Source organism: Terriglobales bacterium (assembly GCA_035567895.1).
Lineage (GTDB): Bacteria > Acidobacteriota > Terriglobia > Terriglobales > Acidobacteriaceae > Gp1-AA112.
This window is the reverse complement of sequence record DATMPC010000025.1, coordinates 1-2,601: the sequence shown is the minus strand read 5'-3', so window position 1 is coordinate 2,601 and position 2,601 is coordinate 1. Positions and strand designations below refer to the sequence as shown.

Annotated in this window: 4 protein-coding genes; 1 reads left to right on the top strand and 3 read right to left on the bottom strand. The window is 56.6% G+C overall.

All coding sequences use genetic code 11. From position 1 onward, the window contains the following. Positions 1–120: 120 nt before the first annotated feature. Positions 121–1,188: an aldo/keto reductase gene (locus tag VNX88_06910; GenBank protein HWY68377.1), complete on the bottom strand. Its 1,068-nt coding sequence runs from the start codon at positions 1,186–1,188 to the stop codon at positions 121–123. 93 nt (positions 1,189–1,281) lie between these two features. Between VNX88_06910 and VNX88_06905 the strand changes: the two genes are divergently transcribed. Then, a complete protein-coding gene (locus VNX88_06905) occupies positions 1,282–1,695 on the top strand; it encodes a MerR family transcriptional regulator (protein ID HWY68376.1) in 414 nt (137 codons plus the stop codon). 159 nt (positions 1,696–1,854) lie between these two features. Here VNX88_06905 and VNX88_06900 read toward each other — a convergent pair whose 3' ends face one another. Continuing rightward, positions 1,855–2,100, bottom strand: coding sequence for a hypothetical protein (locus VNX88_06900; GenBank protein HWY68375.1), 246 nt, complete (start codon positions 2,098–2,100; stop codon positions 1,855–1,857). Beyond that, on the bottom strand, positions 2,097–2,528 hold the full coding sequence (locus tag VNX88_06895; protein HWY68374.1) for a putative toxin-antitoxin system toxin component, PIN family: 432 nt from the start codon (positions 2,526–2,528) through the stop codon (positions 2,097–2,099). Before VNX88_06895 ends, VNX88_06900 begins: the two co-directional genes overlap by 4 nt. Positions 2,529–2,601: the final 73 nt, after the last annotated feature.

Below are 2,601 nucleotides of genomic sequence, written 5' to 3'. Positions count from 1 at the left end.
TTCGTCCTGCCGTGGACCGCGCGGCTCCCAGTGAACTGGATGTTTAGTCGAGGTTGCCGCTGCCTTAGCGGCCAGAAAAACAAGCCGGTTGCGCATGTAGGCTGAGCGAGATTTGGAGGATCAATGCGCGTTGCGCACCTCACCCAATCGCTCCCAGCGATCGGCTGGCCCCAAGCGGTCGGCTCCCTGGAACGGGAGAACCCAGCCTGGATACTCAGGCGCAAGAGCGCTGGCCTCATCTAACTGCTTAAGTTCGTCTTGTGTGAGTGTGAGCTCCATCGCCGCGAGATTGTCTTTAAGCTGGTCGGGGCGTTTCGCACCAATGATGACCGAGGTTACTGCCGGCTTTGCCAAGATCCACGCGAGCGCGAGACGTGCAGCACTACATCCGTGTGCTTTCGCGATCGGAGACATGACGTCGAGAATATTCCAAGTCCGCTCTTTGTCCACGAGAGGAAAGTCGTACTCAGTGCGGCGCGAATCCGCGGGCTTCTGATTTGTCCGGCTGAACTTGCCGGAAAGTAAGCCGCCGGCAAGAGGACTCCACACGAGCAGACCGACCTTTTCGGATTCCAACAGAGGAACGATTTCCCGTTCAAGATCGCGGCCGGCGATCGAGTAATAAGCCTGAAGCGTGTCGAATCGGGCCAGGCCCTTGAACTCGGAGATGCCGAGGGCTTTGGCGATCTTCCATGCCTGCCAGTTGGAGCACCCGATGTAGCGGACCTTTCCCTGCTGCACCAGCGTGTCGAGAGCGCAAAGCGTCTCTTCCAGTGGGGTCACGGCATCGTTGCCATGGATCTGGTACAGATCGATATGATCGGTCTGCAGACGGCGGAGACTGGCCTCCACGCCGTCCATGATGTGGCCGCGAGAAGCCCCAACGTCATTTCGCCCAGGGCCGACGCGGCTGTAGACTTTCGTCGCGATCACGACATGCTGTCGCGCGACGTTAAGATTCTTCAGTGATTGTCCGAGTATCTTTTCGCTCGCACCTTCCGTGTAATTGTCCGCCGTATCAAAGAAATTGACGCCCCCGTCAATCGCCGTCTTGACCAGTTCATTGGCCCCAGTCTGGTCAACAGCGCTGATGCCCTTGAAGAGCCCCCCGCCGTCACCGAATGTCATGGTTCCGAAGCAAAACTTTGAAACCAGGAGCCCTGTATTGCCGAGTGTTGAGTATTCCAAGATGCCTCCTCAATTGCAGCCGATATTGGCTCTGGATTCAAATGCGAGGCATAGTTGTAACTGTGGACCATACTCCACAGTCAAGGGGCGCCTATGCTGATCTCAGAATTTGCACGGGTAACGGGACTTACCCGCGATACGGTGCGCTTCTATGCGCGTCTTGGCCTGCTACGACCCAAGACGAACGGCAAGGGTGGCCGCCACCCGTACAGTATTTTCACGGAAAAGGATATTCAAGCTGCAGAGGTCATCAGGATCTCGCAATCTCTCGGTATGTCGCTCAAGGAAATCGCAGCCTTCACTGAGGAGCGCCGTAAAGGCCGCCTCACACGCGAACGCAGGGCTGAGATCATGAGCGCGCAGCTCGTTAGCCTGGAGGCTAAGGCGACGGAGCTGGAAGCGATGATCAGCTATGTGCGCGCCAAAATTCACTGGCTGAAAGGGGATGAGCAGGGGCCGGAGCCGGAATTCAAGAACTATCCGAGATTGAATTCGCGGTGTGGATGACAACGACAAACCGCTACCGACGCTCTCGTGAGTTCGCAGCTCTGCAAACATCCCAGATGCCTAGACTCGGCCTTCCTTCAAGAGACGATTCCAATTGACAAGATGTGCGCCTCACGATCGCGAAGGCGCGATGACCGCAAGATCGCCGCAATCGCAGTCCTATGGCATGTCGTCCGCATTCGGTGCAACCTTCGGTGCACGGCGCAGATACTTGAGCATGTCCTTCGGCTTCGCGGTTCCCGCGCGTTCACGCAAGAAGTCATCCGCAGCGCGCAAGGAGCCTACTTTTTCCGCTACCGCAGCCGCGATGAATTGGTTCAACGATACGCCATCAGTGGCGGCCAATTCTGCGGCTGCCTTTTTCACTGACGTGGGAAGTTTCAATGGATAGGTATTCTTGCTCATTTCCTCATCCTCTCGAGCATGACGCTCGGTGCAATCACTTCGATCTCAAAGTCGCGTGCTGCCGGTAAAAAGTCGCGTACATTGTGCGTGACAATGGCTGAAGCCCGACCATTCACCGCCGCCTCCAGCACTAACTCGTCAGCGGGATCGGCCAACTGCGGCCGCCACATAAAGTGAACATCGACGGGCTCCGCAGCGCTTGCCAGGGCAGCCAGAAAACCCACCACGTCTTCTTTTGCCATGCCCGTCGCCAATCGCTGCTCCGGGCGATTAAGAACATCCTCATATTCAAGAAACAACGCCGTTGTCACCAAGGGTAGGAGCTGGCGCTCGGCAACGAGCGTAAGAATACGGTTGCTCGCGCCTAGTTGGCTCCGAAGTCCGGCCACAATCACGGATGTATCCACCACAACCCTCGGCATACCCATAGATAGACATCCTATAGGATGTCACATCTCATGGGAAGTCTCAAAATAACAGAATCGCGCAGATTCCGGATTC